Origin of the sequence: Arthrobacter sp. 24S4-2 (assembly GCF_005280255.1) — a bacterium.
GTDB lineage: Bacteria > Actinomycetota > Actinomycetes > Actinomycetales > Micrococcaceae > Arthrobacter.
This window is the reverse complement of record NZ_CP040018.1, coordinates 3,468,592-3,486,619: the sequence shown is the minus strand read 5'-3', so window position 1 is coordinate 3,486,619 and position 18,028 is coordinate 3,468,592. Positions and strand designations below refer to the sequence as shown.

The 18,028-nt window shown below is 65.3% G+C and carries 14 protein-coding genes, 1 tRNA gene and 2 pseudogenes; 11 read left to right on the top strand and 6 right to left on the bottom strand.

The genetic code is table 11. The annotated features are described in order from the left end of the window. Window positions 1-8: 8 nt before the first annotated feature. The 4 genes and pseudogenes from FCN77_RS16215 to FCN77_RS16200 all read left to right on the top strand — a co-directional run. Window positions 9-1,445, top strand: a pseudogene (locus tag FCN77_RS16215) (YifB family Mg chelatase-like AAA ATPase); the annotation flags it as partial. 10 nt (window positions 1,446-1,455) lie between these two features. Further along, window positions 1,456-2,640: a DNA-processing protein DprA gene (gene dprA, locus FCN77_RS16210; protein ID WP_137323094.1), complete on the top strand. Its 1,185-nt coding sequence runs from the start codon at window positions 1,456-1,458 to the stop codon at window positions 2,638-2,640. A gap of 60 nt (window positions 2,641-2,700) precedes the next feature. Beyond that, complete coding sequence (locus FCN77_RS16205) at window positions 2,701-3,627, top strand: tyrosine recombinase XerC (RefSeq protein WP_137323093.1); 927 nt, start codon at window positions 2,701-2,703, stop codon at window positions 3,625-3,627. Between the two features lie 269 nt (window positions 3,628-3,896). Continuing rightward, window positions 3,897-4,400: a DUF3145 domain-containing protein gene (locus tag FCN77_RS16200; protein ID WP_137323092.1), complete on the top strand. Its 504-nt coding sequence runs from the start codon at window positions 3,897-3,899 to the stop codon at window positions 4,398-4,400. 83 nt (window positions 4,401-4,483) lie between these two features. Here the strand turns inward: FCN77_RS16200 and fabF are convergent, their stop codons facing one another. The 6 genes from fabF to aceE form a co-directional block, all read right to left on the bottom strand. Further along, the gene (gene fabF / locus FCN77_RS16195; protein WP_137323091.1) at window positions 4,484-5,722 is read right to left on the bottom strand and encodes a beta-ketoacyl-ACP synthase II; all 1,239 of its coding nucleotides are present in this window, start codon (window positions 5,720-5,722) and stop codon (window positions 4,484-4,486) included. Between the two features lie 159 nt (window positions 5,723-5,881). After that, window positions 5,882-6,127, bottom strand: a complete 246-nt coding sequence (locus tag FCN77_RS16190; protein WP_137323090.1) for an acyl carrier protein — start codon at window positions 6,125-6,127, stop codon at window positions 5,882-5,884. A 120-nt stretch (window positions 6,128-6,247) separates the two neighbouring features. Further along, window positions 6,248-7,309, bottom strand: coding sequence for a beta-ketoacyl-ACP synthase III (locus FCN77_RS16185; RefSeq protein WP_137323089.1), 1,062 nt, complete (start codon window positions 7,307-7,309; stop codon window positions 6,248-6,250). After that, window positions 7,306-8,235: an ACP S-malonyltransferase gene (locus tag FCN77_RS16180; protein ID WP_137323088.1), complete on the bottom strand. Its 930-nt coding sequence runs from the start codon at window positions 8,233-8,235 to the stop codon at window positions 7,306-7,308. Before FCN77_RS16180 ends, FCN77_RS16185 begins: the two co-directional genes overlap by 4 nt. 87 nt (window positions 8,236-8,322) lie before the next feature. Further along, window positions 8,323-9,567: a CdaR family transcriptional regulator gene (locus FCN77_RS16175; RefSeq protein WP_137323087.1), complete on the bottom strand. Its 1,245-nt coding sequence runs from the start codon at window positions 9,565-9,567 to the stop codon at window positions 8,323-8,325. A 168-nt stretch (window positions 9,568-9,735) separates the two neighbouring features. Beyond that, on the bottom strand, window positions 9,736-12,504 hold the full coding sequence (aceE, locus tag FCN77_RS16170; protein ID WP_175417283.1) for a pyruvate dehydrogenase (acetyl-transferring), homodimeric type: 2,769 nt from the start codon (window positions 12,502-12,504) through the stop codon (window positions 9,736-9,738). Window positions 12,505-12,900: 396 nt separating this feature from the next. On the opposite strand from aceE, the gene FCN77_RS16165 reads away from it, so the two are divergent. The 7 genes and pseudogenes from FCN77_RS16165 (at window position 12,901) to FCN77_RS16135 (ending at window position 17,951) form a co-directional block, all read left to right on the top strand. Continuing rightward, entirely contained in the window at window positions 12,901-13,320 is a 420-nt protein-coding gene (locus FCN77_RS16165; protein ID WP_137323085.1) for a DUF3052 domain-containing protein, read from the top strand. Continuing rightward, window positions 13,317-13,820 (top strand): peroxiredoxin, encoded by a 504-nt coding sequence (locus FCN77_RS16160; protein ID WP_137323084.1) that lies wholly within the window; start codon window positions 13,317-13,319, stop codon window positions 13,818-13,820. Before FCN77_RS16165 ends, FCN77_RS16160 begins: the two co-directional genes overlap by 4 nt. 4 nt (window positions 13,821-13,824) lie before the next feature. Continuing rightward, window positions 13,825-14,745 (top strand): NAD-dependent protein deacetylase, encoded by a 921-nt coding sequence (locus tag FCN77_RS16155; protein ID WP_137323083.1) that lies wholly within the window; start codon window positions 13,825-13,827, stop codon window positions 14,743-14,745. 109 nt (window positions 14,746-14,854) lie between these two features. After that, a tRNA-Val gene (locus FCN77_RS16150) sits at window positions 14,855-14,930 on the top strand. Between the two features lie 102 nt (window positions 14,931-15,032). Next, window positions 15,033-15,323, top strand: coding sequence for a hypothetical protein (locus tag FCN77_RS16145; RefSeq protein WP_137323082.1), 291 nt, complete (start codon window positions 15,033-15,035; stop codon window positions 15,321-15,323). Window positions 15,324-15,625: 302 nt separating this feature from the next. Then, window positions 15,626-16,423 (top strand): IclR family transcriptional regulator, encoded by a 798-nt coding sequence (locus FCN77_RS16140; protein WP_137323081.1) that lies wholly within the window; start codon window positions 15,626-15,628, stop codon window positions 16,421-16,423. Between the two features lie 179 nt (window positions 16,424-16,602). Continuing rightward, window positions 16,603-17,951: pseudogene (locus tag FCN77_RS16135) on the top strand (MFS transporter). Window positions 17,952-18,028 lie beyond the last annotated feature (77 nt).

Genomic DNA, 18,028 nt, shown 5'->3' with positions numbered 1-18,028 from the left:
AGAGGGACCTGCCGGACGCCTCACTGAACGAGGCGAAGGAACGGATCCGCTCGGCAGCCCAGAACTCCGGCATTCCGCTGAGCCGGCGCAAGATCACCGCCAACCTCATCCCGGCATCCCTGCCAAAGCGCGGTTCGGGGTTCGACCTGGCCATCAGCATGGCGGTCCTGCGCGCGGCAAACGACATCAGGTCCACGGAGCGGAGCGTCTTTATTGCCGAGCTGGGGCTGGACGGCCGGCTCAGGCCCGTCCGCGGCATCCTTCCGGCCGTAATGGCGGCGGTCCGGGCCGGCTACACCGACGTGGTGGTGGCGCAGGCAAACGCCGCTGAAGCCGGGCTCGTTCCCGGTGCCACGGTCCGCGGGTACAGGACACTCGCCCGGCTGGCCTATGACTTCGGCGCCGATCCGCAGGAGCTCGCACTCGATTTTGAGCCGGACGACGACAACTCTTTCGAGGATGGTCCGGCAGCGGCCGGGCCGGCACCGGACATGTGCGATGTTGCGGGCCAGGGCGATGCCCGCAAAGCATTGGAAGTTGCTGCCGCAGGCGCCCACCATCTGCTGTTATCCGGCCCTCCCGGGGCAGGAAAGACAATGCTGGCCGAACGGCTTCCGGGCCTGCTTCCGGACCTGGCCGACAACGAGGCGATGGAAGTCACTGCAATCCACTCGCTGTGTGCCTTGCGCTCGGCCTCCGTGCGGCTCCTGCGCCGGCCGCCGTTCGAAAATCCCCATCACACCGCCACATCGGCTGCCATTATCGGCGGCGGTTCAGGGCTGCCGCGGCCGGGCGCCGCGTCCCGTGCCCACCGCGGTGTGCTCTTCCTTGACGAGGCACCGGAATATGAGCGCCGTGTCCTCGATGCACTACGGCAGCCTTTGGAGAGCGGTGAGCTGGTCATCCACCGGTCCGCCGGAACGGCGGCCTATCCGGCGCGGTTCCAACTCGTGCTGGCCGCCAATCCGTGTCCCTGTGGAAAGGCCTCGGGGAAGGGGCTGGACTGCACGTGCACCCCCATGATGAGGCGCAGGTACCTGGCGCGGATGTCCGGGCCACTGCTGGACCGGGTGGACATCCAGTTGCAGGTAGAGCGCGTGTCCCTTGCGGACTTCGGCCAGTCCGGAGTCGAGGAAGACACCGCCACTGTGGCCGGCCGGGTGGGTGCTGCCCGGGCCCGCCAGCTGGACAGGCTGGGGCCGCTGGGACTGGAAACCAACGCCCAAGTGCCCGGCCGGATTCTCCGCGGCACACTCCGGCTGGCCCCGCCCGTCACACGGATCCTTGACCTTTCCCTGGAACGCGGGGTGCTGACAGCGCGCGGCTACGACCGCGTACTTCGTTTGGCGTGGACGCTCGCAGACCTGGCATGCCATGACGCCCCTGACGATAACGACATTGGGCAGGCGCTGGGCCTTCGCCAAGCTGCATCTGCCACAGCCTGAAAGGAACACCATGTCTGACAATGAGAGGCTAGCGAGGGCCGCACTGTCCCGGCTGCTGGAGCCCCAGGACGCAGCGGGCCTTGCCCTGGTAAGGGTGGTCGGCGCAACGGATGCGCTCCGAATCGCCACCGGCCAGCTTGCATTCGGGCCGGAGCTTGAACGCGATATCACCGCCCTGCTGGCGGACAACGGCGGCTCCGGAATCTGGCCCGGGATGACCGCTGCTCTGAAACGCTGGGCTCCGCGCATTCCGGACCTTGCACCCGAGAGGGACCTCGCCACGATGCACCGGCTCGGCGGCCGCATGATCATCCCCTCCGACGGGCTCTGGCCGGGACAGCTGGCCGACCTGGGACTCCACGAACCGATCTGCCTCTGGTGGCGCGGCCTCGAACACGAGCTGCCGCCTGCCGCGAAGTCCGTTGCGCTGGTCGGATCCCGGGACAGCACCAGCTACGGTGCCTCCGTCACCGGCGACCTGGCCTACTCGCTGGCCCAGCGGGGATTCACCATAGTTTCGGGCGGGGCCTACGGGATTGATGCCCACGCCCACCGGGCTGCCCTGGCCGGGGCCGGTGACATCGTGCCCACCATCGCCGTTATGGCCGGTGGCGTGGACCGCTTTTATCCGTCCGGCAATGAGGACCTGCTTAGGGCAGTCGCCAACCAAGGCGCCGTCCTGGCCGAAGTGCCGCCCGGCTCCGCTCCCACGCGTTACCGGTTCCTGCAACGGAACCGCCTCATTGCCGCCCTGGCCTCAGTCACGGTAGTGGTGGAGGCCCGCTGGCGATCCGGCGCCTTGAACACGGCGCACCATGCGGAAACCCTCGGCAGGGCGGTGGGAGCCGTCCCCGGGTCGGTACACAGCGCCAATTCAGCCGGCTGCCACCGGCTCATCCGTGAGGGAGGAGCCGTCTGCGTTACGGACGCCGGTGAAATCGCGGAGCTTGCGTCGCCCAGCGGCGAGTCGCTGGTGGACCTGGTGCCGGGCCAGCCCGCTGCTCATGACGGCCTCACGCTTGAGGACCTCATCCTGCTCGACGCCCTGCCACTGCGGTCCACCAGCTCGGTCGAAAAGCTGACATCCGTCGCGGGACTAAGCGCAGATTCCGTGAGGGCGGGGCTGGGGAGGCTTGGATTGCTCGGCCTCGCCGAATCCGAACGCGGCGGCTGGAAGAGAGCGCGGAAAGCGTGAGGACTGCATAAGGACTGCGTGGTTCCTTGATCGCGGGCCGAATGATGGGACAGTTAGAGCGTGGATACACCTGATCTTCCGGCCGCACTGGCCAGCGCCGCCCAAGGCTTCGCCCGGTACCTGGAAGGCGAACGGGCCAGGTCGCCCCACACCGTACGTGCCTACCTTTCGGACGTCCACAGTCTCCTGGCGGCGGCAGCCTCCGACGGTGCCTCCGGTCTCGGCGAGCTGGAGCTCTCCACGCTGCGGCGGTGGCTCGGTGCGCAGAGCGAATCGGGCATGTCCCGCGCCACGTTGGCCCGACGCGCGGCCACGGCACGTTCCTTCACCGCCTGGGCAGTGCGGGAAGAGCTGCTTGAGGCCGATCCTGCCCTGCGGCTGAAGGCGCCGAAGCTCGAAAAGACGCTGCCCGGCGTCCTGAACCAGCAACAGGTCCTTCGCGTCCTTGGCGGACTGGAAGAGGCCGCGGACGACGGCGGCCCGCTTGCCATCCGGGACCGTGCCATGGTGGAGCTCCTCTACGCCACTGGACTCCGGGTCGGCGAACTGGCGGGCCTGGACGTGGACGATCTCGATCCCGACCGGCGGACGCTCAGGGTCCTCGGCAAGGGCAACAAAGAGCGGACGGTTCCCTACGGGGTGCCCGCCGCAGTCGCCGTCGACGACTGGCTCCGCCGGGGCCGGCCGGTGCTGGCCACCGAAACGAGCGGCCCGGCGCTATTTCTGGGAGTCCGGGGCCGACGCGTTGACCAGCGGCAAGTCAGGGCCGTAGTAAATGACCTGCTGGACGCGCTGGGGGATACCTCCGCCACCGGCCCGCACGCCCTCCGGCACTCCGCAGCAACGCATTTGCTCGATGGCGGGGCGGATCTGCGGGCCGTCCAGGAGATTCTCGGCCACAGCAGCCTGGCAACAACACAGATCTACACCCACGTTTCCGTGGACCGGCTGCGCCGCAGCTACCAGCAGGCCCATCCGCGGGCTTGAGCGGTGTCCGGACCCATACCGGATTTATTGGTGGCCCACGGCACGCCGAATTGCACTGGCGTAATTAGGCGGGGTGCGGCACAATAAGAGTCATGCCCGGCAACTTTCAAGTCTGAGTTGAAGCTCGCCCTCAAGCGGTTTCAGGCGTCGCCGGGCACAAAATTTCATAGCCAAGCAGGGACCACCGGCAACATGCGGACCATGCGCGGCAGACACACATCCAGGCAGAGGTCGTTGGGGAAGACGTACCTACAGCTATGGAGGATGGAATGTCTGTTGCAATGACCCGCGGTGTATTGTTCGTTCACTCGGCCCCGACCGCCCTTTGCCCGCACGTTGAGTGGGCCATCGGGTCGGTTGTGGACAAGCGAACGGATTTGGAGTGGACTCCCCAGCCTGCTGCGCCCGGAATGTTCCGCTCGGAACTTTCCTGGACCGGCATCCCGGGTACCGGCGCCCAGTTGGCGTCTGCCCTCCGGGGCTGGGCGCACCTGCGCTATGAGGTCACCGAAGAGCCCAGCCAGGGAGTTGACGGTGGCCGGTGGTCGCACACCCCGGAGCTGGGAATCTTCCACGCCGTCACGGACGTGCACGGGAACATCATGGTCTCCGAAGACCGCATCCGCTATGCCTATGAGTCCGGCGCGGGCGACCCGTCTGCCGTCTATCATGAGCTCTCGCTGGCTCTGGGCGAGGCCTGGGACGAAGAGCTGGAACCGTTCAGGCACGCCGCTGAGGGCGCCCCTGTGCGCTGGCTGCACCAGGTGGGCTAACCGGGGCAGCACAGCACTACCCTCCATAACGCATGAGGCCCCTGCCGTCCGGCAGGGGCCTCATGCTGTTGCAACCGCGGACGCTAGATGCTGCGGACCGCGATCACGGCGTTGTGGCCGCCGAAGCCAAAAGAGTTGCTCAATGCCACGATGCTGCCCGAGGGCAGGTCGCGGGCGGTCTTGGTGACGACGTCGAGCGGGATCTCCGGGTCCTGGTTCTCCAGGTTGATGGTGACCGGGGCCTTGCGCTCGTAGACCGCCAAGACGGTCAGCACGGCCTCGACAGCACCGGAAGCGCCCAGCAGGTGGCCCATCTGGGACTTCGTCGCGGAGACCGCAACGTTGTCCACGTGGGCGCCAAGAGCGGCACGCAGGGCCGTGTACTCGGGCTTGTCACCGACAGGGGTGGAGGTCGCATGGGCGTTAACGTGAACCACGTCCTCGGCCTGGATGCGGCCGTCGAACATCGCCGCCTTCAGTGCGCGGGTTGCGCCAAGGCCTGCGGGGTCCGGGGCGGTGATGTGGTACGCATCGGCTGTCACCGAGGTACCGGCGAGTTCGCCGTAAATCCGGGCCCCACGGGCAAGGGCGTGTTCCTCGGCTTCGATCACCAGTGCGCCGGCGCCTTCACCCATGACGAAACCGTCGCGGTCAGTGTCGTACGGGCGTGATGCGCGTTCGGGATCGTCATTGCGGCGTGACAGTGCCTGCATGGAGGCGAACGCGGCAATCGGCATGGGGTGGATCGCCGCTTCGGCGCCGCCGCAGACCACCACGTCGGCCTTGCCGGAACGGATCAGGTCCAGCCCGAGGTGAAGCGCTTCGGTGCCGGACGCACAGGCGGAGACCGGGGTGTGTGCGCCTGCGCGGGCGCCAAGGTCCAGGCTCACCGCTGCTGCCACACCATTGGGCATCAGCATGGGCACGGTCATCGGGAGGACCCGGCGCGGGCCTTTCTCACGCAGTGTGTCCCAGGCATCCAGCAGCGTCCAGACGCCGCCGATGCCGGTGGCGAAGGCTACGGCCAGGCGGTCGTGGTCGACTTCGGTGATGCCGGAGTCAGCCCATGCTTCGCGTGCGGCAACGACGCCGAACTGCGTGGACGGGTCCATCCGCTTGGCTTCGACGCGGCTTAGGACATCGAGTGCGGGGGTGGAGGCGCGGGCCGCGAAGTGGACGGGGAGTTCGTACTTGGCCACCCAGTCGTCTTCAAGCGTGTGCGCGCCGGAGACGCCCTTCAGCGCGTTCTTCCACATTGTGGGGACATCGCCGCCAATGGGTGTGGTGGCACCCAGACCGGTAATGACTACTTTGCGTGCCATGGGATCACTCTCTATCGGTGCGCATGCCGTGTCCGGGGAACTGACTGGCCGGGGGCTGCGTGGGGAAACTTGAGGTCATTCAGTGGTGCACGGTCCGGGGCGCTGGATCAGCGCCCCGGACCGGCTACCGGTTTTGGCCGTTACCGGCAGGTGCCAGGATCAGGCCTGTGCGCTTGCGATGAAGCTGACGGCGTCGCCGACGGTCTTGAGGTTCTTGACCTCTTCGTCCGGGATGCGGACGCCGAACTTTTCCTCAGCGTTGACCACGATGGTCATCATGGAGATGGAGTCGATGTCCAGGTCCTCGGTGAAGGACTTGTCCAGCTCGACGGCTTCGGTGGCGAGACCGGTTTCTTCGTTGACGATTTCAGCCAGGCCGGCCAGGATCTCTTCGTTGCTAGCCATTGATGGCTCCTTTTCTTGTTGTTGCCGGCAGTTGCCTGCCGGAAATGATTCAAGCCGAGAATACGGCTTGGTTCGCGAATCCGTGCTGTGCAGAACGTATTCAGTTGTGGGTAAGGGGTGCTACGGAAGCACAATCACCTGGGCGCCGAACACCAGACCGGCACCAAATCCGATCTGGAGGGCGAGTCCGCCGCTCAGCTCCGGATTCTCCTGTAGGAGGCGGTGCGTAGCGAGCGGGATGGAGGCTGCCGAGGTGTTGCCGGCTTCCGCAATGTCCCGGGCGACCTTGACGGTTTCCGGAAGTTTGAGCTTTTTGACCATCTCGTCGATGATGCGCATGTTGGCCTGGTGGGGGATGAAGGCCGCCAGGTCCTCCGCAGTGATCCCGGCGGCGTCGAGGGCCTGCTGGGCCACCTTTGCCATTTCCCAGACCGCCCAGCGGAAGACGGTCTGGCCGTCCTGGCGGAGGGTTGGCCACAGGGATGCGTCGGTCACGGCTGCTTCCTCGTCGCTGACAGCAGCGCCGCGCTTGCCGGTCAGAGCGAGTTCGCGGATGTCCAGCATGGAGTGGGTCATGCCGATGGCATCCCACTTGCTGCCGTCCGAACCCCAGATCGAAGGGCCGATGCCCGGCGTGTCGGAGGGGCCGATAACGACGGCGCCCGCGCCGTCCCCGAGCAGGAAGGAGATGGTCCGTTCGGTGTTGTCGATCACGTCGGAGAGCTTTTCGGCACCTACTACCAGAACGTACTTGGCCGCACCGGAGCGCACCAGGGCGTCACCCTGAGCGATGCCGTAGCAGTAGCCGGCACAGGCAGCTGAGATGTCGAACGCCGGAGCGGGTGTGGCTCCGAGCCGGTCGGCCAGGCAGGCGGCAGCGGACGGGGTCGCGTACGGGTGGGTGACCGTCGAAACGATCACGGCGCCGAGCTGGGAGGCCTCGATGCCGGCCTTGGCCAGGGCTTCGCGGGCTGCGCCTTCGGCCATATCGATGACGCTGACGTCCGCCGGTGCGCGGTGGCGGGTGATGATACCGGTGCGCTGCCGGATCCATTCGTCCGAGGAATCGATCCACTGGCAGACGTCCTCGTTGGTGACGATCACGTCGGGGCGGTAGGCGCCCAGTCCAAGGATGCGGGTGTGTTCCCGCAGCGGCGACTGCTTGAGTGCGGGTGCGCTCATGCCTGTCCCTCCAGTTCTGCGAATAGTGCAAGGGCGGCGCTGAGGTCATCCGGAGTTTTGACGGCGACCGTCTTGACCCCGGGCATGCCGCGCTTGGCGAGTCCGGCCAGGGTGCCGGCCGGGGCAAGTTCGATGACGCCCGTGACGCCACGCTGAACCATCGTTTCCATGCACAGGTCCCAGCGGACCGGCCGCGAGACCTGGGCGATGAGGCTGTCGACGGCGGCTCCGCCGTCGGTCACTTCCTGACCGTCAAAATTCGAGAGCAGCGGTACCTGGGGCTTCGTGGGCTGGAGCGAGGGCTTCAGCGCTTCCAGGGCGGTGACTGCGGGGGACATGTGCCCGGTGTGGAAGGCTCCGGCCACCTTCAGCGGGATCACCCGGGCCTTGGCCGGCGGATTCTCCGCGAGGGCCTTGAGCTGCTCGAAGGTTCCGGCGGCAACCGTCTGGCCCGCGCCGTTGACGTTGGCCGGCGTGGCGCCGGAGGCCTCAATGGCAGCCAGCACCTCGGCGGGGTCTCCACCCACAACAGCACTCATGCCGGTGGGCGTGACGGCCGCGGCGGCGGCCATGCTGTTGGCACGCTCGCGTACGAAGGTCATGGCCTCGGCCTCTGTGAGGACACCGGCCAGCGCTGACGCCGTGATCTCTCCGACGGAGTGTCCGGCGAGCAGCACGGGAAGGGTGTTGAGTTCGACGTCGAACAGCGACTTTGCGGCGACGAGCCCGGCCGCAACGATGAGCGGCTGCGCCACCGCCGTGTCCTTGATGGTTTCCTCATCCGACGTGGTGCCGTGTGCGGTGAGGTCGATGCCTGCTATTTCACTGAGAGAGGCCAAATGGCCGGCGACGGAAGGCAGTTCCAGCCAAGGGGCCAGAAAACCAGGGGTCTGGGAGCCCTGTCCAGGGCAGACGATTGCAAGCACGTATCCAGCTTTCCAAATTACCGCGTGATTCTCGGTGTATTCATGCACCAAGCTCACTGGGTCAGTTTGTAGGAAGTCTACAACGGTTCAGTTGCCGTTCCGGGACGGTTGGCGTTCTGTCGGTGCCTTCGGCGGCACTGAAAGGCGCCCTACCACGAGCGCCGCCTGCAGCACGAACGCCTCCCGGGGAAGGAGCGGATCCCAGCCGGTGACGTCACAAACGCGCTTCAGCCGGTAACGGACCGTGTTGGCGTGGACGAAGAGTTCGCGGGCCGTAGCCTCCAGCGAATGGCCCAGTTCAAGATACGTTCCCAGGGTTTCAACCAGCCCGTTGGACGCGGCGAGGAGCGGCCGGTAAATGTTCTTGATGAGGGCCCTCCGGGCGGCGTCATCCCCGGAGATGACGCGCTCCGGCAGCAGGTCGTCGGCGGCCACAGGGCGCGGTGCGGACGGCCATGCGCGCGCCGCCGTGAGACCCGCGAAGGCCGACTGCGCCGAGCTGCTGGCTTCCAGCAGGGAGCCCGCCTCCGGGCCGTAAACGACGGGACCCGGCGCGAAGAGTTCGCTGAGTTTCAGGTAGGCGCTCTCCCGGTCCTGGACGCCGCCGAGGATCAGGATGAGGCGGTCGCCCTGGATGCCCACCAGCGCGTCCTCGGCGAACCGTCCGGCCGTGCGGCGAAGTTCGCTGACATAGCTGGCACTGGGTTCCGACGGCGAATTGCCCACCATCACGGTGAAGCGCTCCTGCGCTTTCCACCCGAGGGCGGCGATCCGGGACCGCAGTGCGTCCGTGTTTTCGCCGCGCAGGATCGCGTCGACAATCAGGGCTTCCAGCCTGGTGTCCCAGGACCCTCTCGATTCGGCCGCCCGGGCGTAGACATCCGCGGCGGCAAAGGCCACTTCCCGCGAATACCGGAGCACCGCCTCGCGGAGCGCCGGTTGGTCCGCTTCCGGAGCGATCACCGGAACCTGGTCCTCCACTACCTCCACAACGATCCTGATGAGCTGGAGCGCTTTCTGGAGGCTGATGGAGCGGGTCAGCTCAGTGGGGGCGGTGCCAAAGACGTCGGTGAGGATCCACGACGGCGAGCTGGGCCGCTCGTACCAGGTGACGAAGGCGGCGATTCCGTTCTGGGCCACCATGCCGAGGGCGGAGCGCTCATCGGAACTCAGCCGGCTGTACCAGGGCAGCGACTTTTCCAGCTGGCGCATGGTGGTGGTGGACAGCTGTCCCACGCTGGCCCGGAGTTTCTTCAACGTCTGGGCTTTTTCCGGCGTCAGGGTGCGCGACGCGGGCTTGCGCTTTACGGGAGTGGGGGTTGGCTCGGCCATGCATCGAGCATACGGTGCCCGCCGGCCAACCTCCATTTGTGCAAAGGCTACAACTCGCTTTGCGCTGCGTCACAAATGCCCGAAGTCCGCGGAACCCGGGAACACAACGACGACGGCGGCCCCCACCTTTGGTGAGGGCCGCCGTCGTCGTGATTCACCGCATGCGGGTCAGGATTCGCCGCCTGCGTTTCCGGTGGAGCCTGCGTTCACGTTGTGCAGGCGGTACTTCTCGATTGCCTGGGCCGGAGCCTGGGCGTCAACTTCGCTGCGTCGGGCCAGCATCTCGAGGGAACGGACCACGATGGAGTGGATGTCGTTCTTGAAGAAGCGGCGTGCCGCGGCGCGGGTGTCGGAGAAGCCGAAGCCGTCTGCGCCGAGCGAAGCGAACTCGTTCGGCAGGAACTGGCGGATCTGGTCCGGGACGGCCTTCATGTAGTCCGTGACCGCCACGATAGGGCCGGTGGCCCCTTCCAGCTGGGCCGTGACGAACGGTACCCGTGCCGGCTTGCCGGGGTTCAGGAACGCTTCCTCCTCGGCAGCCATGGCGTCGCGGCGCAGTTCGGTCCAGGACGTGACGGACCAGACGTCCGCGGAGACGCCCCAGTCCTCGGCCAGGATCCGCTGGGCTTCCAGCGCCCACGGAACGGAAACGCCCGAGGCCAGGATCTGCGTGCGGGGGCCGTCGATCTTGGCCGGTGCCAGCAGGTAGATGCCCTTGAGCACGCCTTCAACGTCCAGGTCCTCCGGCTCGGCCGGCTGGGTGATGGGTTCGTTGTAGACGGTGATGTAGTACATCAGGTTCCGGTCGGTTGACTCTGGTCCGTACATGCGCTCGATGCCGTCGCGCATGATGTGGCCCATTTCGTAGCCGTAGGCGGGGTCGTAGGTGACCACTGCCGGGTTGGTGGCGGCGAGGATGGGGGAGTGGCCGTCGGCGTGCTGGAGTCCTTCGCCGGTCAGGGTGGTCCGGCCGGCGGTGGCGCCGATGATGAAGCCACGGGTCATCTGGTCCGCGGCGGCCCAGAAGGCGTCCCCGGTGCGCTGGAAGCCGAACATGGAATAGAACACGTACACCGGGATCAGCGGGACGCCGTGGGTGGCATAGGCGGTTCCGGCGGCGGTGAACGCTGCCACGGCGCCGGCTTCGTTGATGCCGGGGTGGATCAGCTGGCCCTGGGCGGACTCCTTGTAGGCCAGGACCAGGTCCCGGTCCACGGACAGGTAGTTCTGTCCCTTGGGGTTGTAGATCTTCGCCGTGGGGAAGAACGCGTCCATGCCGAACGTGCGGGCCTCATCGGGGATGATCGGCGCGATGTGCTTTCCGAACTCCTTGTCCCGCATGAGGTCCTTGAGCAGACGGACGAAGGCCATGGTGGTGGCAGCCTGCTGCTTGCCTGAACCGCGCTTGGCCACCTCGTAGGACTTGGCGTCCGGGAGCGCGATGGCGGCGTGCTTGCTGCGGCGTTCGGGGACGGACCCGCCCAGGGCGGCACGGCGCTCCAGCATGTACGCGATTTCCGGTGCGTCGGTTCCCGGGTGGAAGTACGGCGGCTGGTACGGATCGCCCTCAAGCTGCTCATCCGTGATGGGGATGCGCAGGTGGTCACGGAACGACTTGAGGTCATCCAGGGTGAGTTTCTTCATCTGGTGGGTGGCGTTGCGGCCTTCGAAGTGCGGTCCGAGTCCGTAGCCCTTGACCGTTTTGGCCAGGATCACGGTGGGCTTGCCCTTGAATTCGGTTGCTGCCTTGTACGCGGCGTAGACCTTGCGGTAGTCGTGGCCGCCGCGCTTGAGGTTCCAGATCTGGTCATCGGACAGGTCCGCGACCATTTCCTTGGTCTGCGGGGTTTTCCCGAAGAAGTGTTCGCGGACGAACCCGCCGGACTCGGCCTTGTAGGTCTGGTAGTCCCCGTCCAGGGTTTCGTTCATGATCTTCACCAGCGACCCGTCGGAGTCGCGGCCGAGCAGGTCATCCCATTCCCGGCCCCAGACGACCTTGATCACGTTCCAGCCCGCGCCGCGGAAGAACGCCTCGAGTTCCTGCATGATCTTGCCGTTGCCGCGCACCGGCCCGTCCAGGCGCTGGAGGTTGCAGTTGATCACGAAGTTCAGGTTGTCCAGGTTCTCGTTCGCGGCGAGCTGGAGCAGGCCGCGGGACTCGGGCTCGTCCATTTCCCCGTCGCCCAGGAACGCCCAGACCTGCTGGTCCGAGGTGTCTTTCAGGCCGCGGTTGTGCAGGTACCGGTTGGACTGGGCCTGGTAGATCGCGTTCATCGGACCGATGCCCATGGACACGGTGGGGAATTCCCAGAAGTTCGGCATCAGCCGCGGGTGCGGGTAGGAGGACAGGGCGTGCCCGGCCTTGGACTTCTCCTGCCGGAACCCGTCCAGGTCCTCCTCGGTCAGGCGTCCTTCCATGAACGCCCTCGCGTACATGCCCGGGGAGGCGTGGCCCTGGAAGAAGACCTGGTCCCCGCCGCCGGGGTGGTCCTTGCCGCGGAAGAAGTGGTTGAACCCGACCTCGTACAGGGTCGCGGCCCCGGCATAGGTGGAGATGTGCCCGCCCACCCCGATGTTCGGCCGCTGGGACCGGTGCACCATCACCGCGGCGTTCCAGCGCATGTACGCCCGGTACCGGCGTTCGTATTCCTCGTTGCCGGGGAACTCCGCTTCCTGGTCCGCGGGGATGGTGTTCACATAGTCCGTGGTGGTGACCATCGGAACCCCGACGCTCTGGGCGCCGGCACGCTGCAGGAGACTGCGCATGATGTACTGGGCACGCTCGGTGCCCTGTTCCCTGATCAGCGTATCCAGGGACTCAATCCATTCGGCGGTCTCTTCCGGATCACGATCAGGCAGCTGGTTAGTCAACCCGCTGAGGATATGGGAGGTATCTTCTCCTGCAGCCACGTCCAACCTCTCTTTGCGCGCATTCATCGGCGCCCTCAGGTCCGGCAGGGTAACTGCCTGGCATGAACGCGACGTGTGCGACGTATCGGTTACAACAGCCCGGTCATGTGCGCCGGGCAGGGTCCTATCACGTCTATGACCGCATAAAACCAGGGCGATCGCCCCGCCGGCATAGTCGTCATCAGCCACTCTAGCTGTGAGAGCTATCCGATGCGTAGCCGCTGCCTGACGCCCCCGTCGTATTTGACGTCATACTGGTTGTGTGACGGAAGGCCGCCTTGTCGGAGGTACGTCAGGACCCGGTGTGACGCAGAATAAGTGGGATCGCGGGGGCAACAGCTTGAAGAGCAGGCACAAAGGGTGTTGGCTTGTAGTAATGGAAATCACTAGATTTGTGAAAATGACTAAGCATTGGAGGAACACGTGAGCGAGGCCGACGCCGCCACTTCGGTAAATGTGGCGGAAAAATTGGGTTTCAAGAACGGGGATCTGATTCAGGAGTTCGGTTACGACGACGACGTCGACTTCGACTTACGTGACGATATTGAAGACCTCACGGGCTCGGAACTCCTTGATGAAGACGACCACGACGTAGTCGACGCCGTCATATTCTGGTGGCGCGACGGCGACGGGGACCTGGTGGACACGCTCATGGATTCACTGACCACCCTGAGTGAGAACGGCGTGGTCTGGGTGCTGACGCCGAAGTCGGGGCGGACCGGTTACGTGTCCCCGGCAGAGATCCAGGAAGCCGCACCCACAGCGGGGCTCCACCTCACTACGTCACCGGGTGTGTCCAAGGACTGGAGCGCCACGCGCCTGGTCACCAGGAAGAACAAGTGACGCCTCCGCCGGTACAGGCTGCCACGGCGGTCGGCGTTCTTCCGGAAATAGGCGACACCGCACCCGACTTTGAACTCGTCAATCAGTTCGGCGAACCTGTCCGGTTGTCGGACCTTCGCGGACGCAACGTCGTCGTAATCTTCTATCCGTTTGCCTTCTCGGGAATCTGCACAGGCGAATTGTGTGAGGTCCGCGACAATTTGTCGCTATTCGCAGACTCGAATGCGACCGTTCTCGCGGTTTCCGTGGACAGCAAATTCACCCTGCGTGCCTACGCTGAAAAAGAGGGCTACGGCTTCGACCTGCTGGCCGACTTCTGGCCGCACGGCGGGGCAGCCTCCCTCTACGGGGTCTTCGATCCGGACAGTGGCATGGCGCAGCGTGGAACCTTCATCATCGATGCGGACGGCATCATCCGTTACGTCGTGGTGAATCCGCGGGGGCAGGCCCGGGACCTGGCCGGATACCGCACCGCCCTGGCGGGGCTCGCCGGGAGCTGACGCGATGCGGGAGCGGCGTCCTGGCGTGGGCATGACTGGGTTCGCCAGCCTGCCGCCGGTAGGCGCCGCCCCTCCATCCGCGGACGAACTCGGTGTACTCCGGGGCATCCGCGACACCCTGGCCGGCATCCGCTTCGCCCTCCTCACCGGAGCCGGACTAAGTACTGACTCGGGTATCCCGGACTACCGCGGACCTGGTGCTGCGCCCAGGGCACCCATGACCTATCAGGAGTTCCTCGGCCACCCGGACAACCGGCAGAGGTACTGGGCACGAAACCATATTGGCTGGTCCCACCTTCGGCGCGCCGACCCCAATGGCGGGCACGCTGCGGCCGCCCGGTTGGAGCACCGCGGACTCCTGACCGGCCTCATCACCCAAAACGTCGACCGTCTCCACGAGGATGCCGGCAGCGTCAATGTGGTGGACCTGCACGGGCGGTTTGACCGGGTTGCCTGCCTTGACTGCGCGCGGCGTTACAGCAGGACCCTGCTGGCAGGCGTCCTGGAAGAACTCAACCCCGGATTCCTGGAACGGGCACTTGCGGGCGGCCTCGTGGAAATGGCGCCCGACGCCGACGCCACCGTTGAGGATGCGGATCTCATCCGTGATTTCGTCGTCGCGCACTGCCCGGCCTGCGGCGGCACCCTCAAGCCCGACTTTGTCTACTTCGGCGAAAATGTTCCCAGGGACCGGGTCGAGCGTTCCTACGCCATGGTTGATGAGGCGGGCGCACTGGTTGTTGCCGGATCCTCACTGACTGTCATGAGTGGACTTCGCTTCGTCCGGCATGCGGCCAAGCAGGAGAAGCCGGTAGTGATCATCAACCGGGGGGCCACGCGGGGTGATGACCTGGCCACGATCAAGCTGGAGGCCGGTGTCAGCGAATCACTTGCCTGGCTTGCCGCCGAGCTGCCGGATCTGTGATGTGCGCCTCACGGCAGCCTGGCGTCGGCCCCGATTGGCGTTTTGCGGGATTTATCCGGTACAGTTGCTGTTCGTTGGTTGAAGCGCTGAGGCGCTGAAGTCACGGTTTGGGTCTTTAGCTCAGCTGGTAGAGCGCCACGTTTACACCGTGGATGTCATCGGTTCGATCCCGGTAGGACCCACCAGCGAAACCCCGTCATTGCAGTCCGAAAGGTCAGCAAGGGCGGGGTTTTTTAGTGTTTGCGGCCAGGGGCAAAATTGTCGGACCCTGTCCATAGTGTTGCGGCATGGAACACGTCATGATGAGGATGGCACCGGATGGCCGTCCACTTGCGGTCACCCGCGGTGGCCGCGAATGGACCATCGGCGCGGAGCCGGTCCGCTGGTTTGAGCGCATCAGCTGGTGGGAGGCCGAACGCAGGATGCCCAAGGGCCTGGGCAGGGTGGATATCGAGGTCTGGCAGGTCCAGGTGCGGCTCGGGAGGAATGCGAATTCAGCGCTAACCACCATGGAACTGGTCCGCGACGGGCTCGGCGGCGGCTGGCGGCTGCGGGAGTCCGTAGCCGACGCTGCCTGACGCCCGGCCCCCGGAACCGCCGGGGAATTGGAAAAGCCTTCCACCGCGGCTATTGGGGGATGCCGCGGTGGAAGGCTTGAAGTTGAATATACAGTGAATTTTTCGAAATGTGAAACAGCTTGGGCTGTGAAGGTCGCGCCTTTCATGGTTGACGTCCCGTACGGCGGGTTTCGCACGCCCGGGCCATAAGGCGCAGGGGGAACAAAATGGATGTCCACACATTATGATGGTTACTGTTCAGCTGATTGAACACGTTCTCGAATGGCGCCGTAACGGACGCGCCTGACCCTTTAAGGAGAATCATGGCCGATTCCCGAGCTCCCCGCACCTCTGATGGACTGGGGAGTGCGTCTCCGGCGCCGGCCGTGACGCGTGCCGCCGCCGTGCTGGAGGCTTTGGCTGCCTCCGCGACGGGACGCCTCACTCTCAGCGACCTCGCCAGGGAGCTGGGGATTCCCAAGTCATCTACCTCCAACCTGCTCCTCGCTCTCGAGGAGGCCCGGCTGATCAACCGCCAGGGGGCGGACTTTACGCTCGGCCGCAAGCTCGTGGAGCTCGGCGCGGCGTACCTCAGCCGGCTGGACGAGGTCCAGGAGTTCTACCGCTTCTGTGAACAGGCCCCCACTCTCTCCGGCGAAACCGTTCGCATCGCCATGCTCGACGGTACGAATGTCATCTATCTGGCCCGGTACGAGGGCCACCCGGCGGTCCGCCTGACCTCCAATATCGGCGACAAGATGCCGGTGTCACTGTGTGCTGTCGGGAAGGCGCTCATTGCCCGGCTTCACGACCATGACATCGAGGAGATGTTCCCGGATGACGCGGAGCTTCCCGTGCTGACTCCGAAGTCGCTGCGAACGGGAGCCGAGTTTAAGGAGCAGCTGCCTGTGATCCGCGAGCGGGGATTTGCCTTCGAGGACGAAGAGTCAACCACGGGCGTGGTCTGCCTGGCCGTCTCCGTGCCCACCAGGGGAGCCCATGGCCCCAGCCTGGGGCTTTCCGTCACGGCACTGAAGGCCACCTACTCCGACGAGCAGGGCGCCATGATGGTGAAGGAACTCAAGGAGCTGGCCCGGTCCCTGGGCAATCCCATGGGCTAGCACAGCCCCCTGGAGGGGCGCATAAGGCAAGCGCTAAACCCCCGGGAAAATAAAACGGATTTCATCATTGGCTATCTGTTCAGGGTGCTGTACTCTGTTCAATATAGTGATCGACACCACCGGTGTTGCGCTATCCCACCAGACCAACGGGGGTCTGGAGTGTTCTCAAGGGAGTGCTAGTGACAACTCGTACTAAATCACCGATTGCCGATGTGGACGGCACTGTCGTCGAACCGGAACAACTGCGGAGGGCACTTCTTGCCAGCTCCGTAGGCTCCGCTCTGGAGTACTACGATTTCTACATCTACGGGCTGGCCTCGGCCCTCATCTTCGGGCCGCTGTTCTTCTCCCCGCTGGGGGAAACCGGCGCCGTCATCGCGTCTCTCGCCACGTTCGGCGTCGGCTTTGCGGCCCGCCCTTTGGCGGAGTCGTCTTCGGCTACATCGGCGACCGCTTCGGCCGGAAAATGGTCCTCCTGCTCACGATCGGCATGATGGGTATGGCTAGCTTCGCCATCGGCCTGCTGCCAACGTTTGAGCAGGCCGGAATGCTGGGTGCAGTGCTCCTGGTTGTGTTCCGCATAGTCCAGGGGCTTGGGGCCGGCGCAGAGCAGGCAGGCGCAACGACGCTCATTTCCGAAGTGGCTCCGCGCCGCCGTCGTGGGTTCTTTGCCGCGCTGCCGTTTGTGGGAATCCAGCTGGGAACCCTGCTTGGTGCCGGCACTTTCGCGCTGATGGCACTCGCCGACAAATCAGTTCTCCAGGGATGGCTGTGGCGTGTGCCGTTCCTGGCAAGCTTCATCCTGATTGCCGTCGCGGTGTTTATCCGGCTCAGGCTGAAAGAAACACCGGTCTTCCAGGAGCTGGAAAAGCACAAGGCCGTGGTCAAGAACCCCGTTGGCCAGATCTGGAAGCATTCCAAGAAGAACGTGCTCGTCGGCATCGGCCTGCGCATGGGCGAAAACGGAAACTCGTCCATCTACTCGGCGCTCCTGGTCTCCTTCATCAGCATGCCGGCCGGCGTGTTCCCCGGCGACAAATTCATCGGTTCCACCGGGCTCCTGATCGCAGCTGCCTGCGCCGCCGTCATGGTGGTGGTCTTCGGGGCCCTGTCTGACCGGTTTGGGCGTGTTCCGGTGTACCGGTACGGGGCCCTCTTCCAGGCGATCATCGCCCTTCCGGCCTTCTACCTGATCACGTTGGGCAACGTCACCCTGGTGTGGGCTGTCATGGTGGTTGGCATCGCCCTGGGCGTCCAATCCATGCTCGGGCCGCAGTGCGCACTTCTCCCGGAGCTGTTCGGTTCGCAGCACCGTTTCACCGGCGTGGCCCTGAGCCGGGAACTCTCAGCCGTTCTTGCCGGCGGATTTGCGCCGATGATCGGTGTGGCCCTGCTGGCTGCCACGAATCACTCCTGGCTGGTGCCCGCCATCTATTCGCTGGTGCTCGCGCTGATCTCCTTCGCCACGACGTTCTTTACGCCGGAGACCAATGGCCGCGACCTCGTCCTCACCGAGGACGCCAGCTAGCACCCACCCGCAGCACCGGAACTGCACCCCAAATCGAGGCCGTGGCTCCGTCCGTTCGGACGGAGCCACGGCTTTTG